Below are 1,670 nucleotides of genomic sequence, written 5' to 3' on the forward strand. Positions count from 1 at the left end.
GCTTCCCGGCCCGTACGAACTCCTCCGCCCGGGCCAGGTCCGGGGCGAGGAAGCGGTCCTCGCCGGGGCCCTCGACGCCCGCGGCGCGCACGGCCTTCAGCACCGCCTGCGTGGCGGGGGCCGGCGTCAGGCCCTCGCGCAGCTCGACGGCCCGGGTCGCGGCGACCAGCTCGACGGCGATGACGCGCGCGAGCGCGTCCAGGGCGGTGCGCAGCTTGCGCGCCGCCGACCAGCCCATGGAGACGTGGTCCTCCTGCATCGCGGAGGACGGGATGGAGTCCACCGAAGCGGGGACGGCCAGCCGCTTCATCTCGCTGACCAGGGCGGCCTGCGTGTACTGCGCGATCATCAGGCCGGAGTCGACGCCCGCGTCGCCCGCCAGGAAGGGCGGCAGGCCGTGCGAGCGGTTCTTGTCGAGCAGCCGGTCGGTGCGGCGCTCGGCGATGGAGGCGAGGTCGGCGGCGGCGATCGCGAGGAAGTCCAGGACGTACGCGACCGGGGCGCCGTGGAAGTTGCCGTTGGACTCCACGCGGCCGTCGGGCAGCACGACGGGGTTGTCGACGGCGGAGGCGAGCTCGCGGTCGGCGACGAGGCGGGCGTGCGCGAGGGTGTCGCGGCCGGCGCCGGCGACCTGCGGGGCGCACCGGATGGAGTAGGCGTCCTGGACGCGCGGCGCGTCGTCCTGGTGGTGCCCGGTGAGCCCGGAGCCGGCGAGGACGCGCAGCATGTTGTCGGCGCTGGCCCCCTGGCCGGGGTGCGGGCGGATGGCGTGCAGCTCGGGCGCGAGCACCTTCTCGGTGCCGAGCAGGGCCTCCAGCGACAGGGCGGCGGTGACGTCGGCCGAGGTCAGCAGCCTGCCGAGGTCGGCGCAGGCCATGACCAGCATGCCGAGCATGCCGTCGGTGCCGTTGAGGAGGGCCAGGCCCTCCTTCTCACGCAGCGCCACGGGCTCGATGCCGTGCTCGGCGAGCAGCTGGCCGGCCGGCTTGACGGTGCCGTCGGGGCCCTCGGCGTCGCCCTCCCCCATGAGCGTGAGCGCGCAGTGGGACAGCGGCGCGAGGTCGCCGGAGCAGCCGAGGGAGCCGTACTCGTGCACGACGGGGGTGATGCCGGCGTTGAGGATCGCCGCCATGGTCTCGACCACGAGCGGGCGCACGCCGGTGCGGCCCGAGGCGAGGGTCTTCATGCGCAGGAACATCAGCGCGCGGACTACCTCGCGCTCGACGCGCGGACCCATGCCGGCGGCGTGCGAGCGCACGATGTTGCGCTGCAGCTGGGCGCGCAGCTCGGGGCTGATGTGGCGGACGGCGAGGGCTCCGAAGCCGGTGGAGACGCCGTAGACGGGGTCGGGCTTGGCGGCGAGGTCGTCGATGACGCGGCGCGACGCGGCGACGGCGGCCAGTGCTTCTTCCGATACGACGACGCGCGCGGCGCCCCGTGCCACGGCGATCACGTCTTCCGCGGTCGTCCCGGCCGTCCCCACCACCACAGTGTGCATATCCATATTCAGGCACCCTAGAGACTGAATCGCTGCCTGTACATAGCCGATGAGTGGCCTGTCAGGTACAACGCGTAGGGGCCCGTTCCGCATACCGGATTGGGCCCGGGATTCCCGCCTCCGTCACGGCCGCCGCCCCCGGAAGCGCCGCCGCTCGGCCGCCGGCACGGTC

1 protein-coding gene is annotated in these 1,670 nt (G+C 74.2%); it reads right to left on the reverse strand.

Annotated elements, in window-relative coordinates; genetic code table 11:
* Positions 1 to 1,498, reverse strand: a 1,498-nt coding sequence (hutH, locus tag V7793_RS37280) for a histidine ammonia-lyase (RefSeq protein WP_336014138.1), incomplete at its 3' end; no start/stop codon positions are given.
* Positions 1,499 to 1,670 lie beyond the last annotated feature (172 nt).

It is taken from the genome of Streptomyces sp. KLMMK, from assembly GCF_036961605.1.
GTDB classification, from domain to species: Bacteria; Actinomycetota; Actinomycetes; order Streptomycetales; family Streptomycetaceae; genus Streptomyces; species Streptomyces telluris.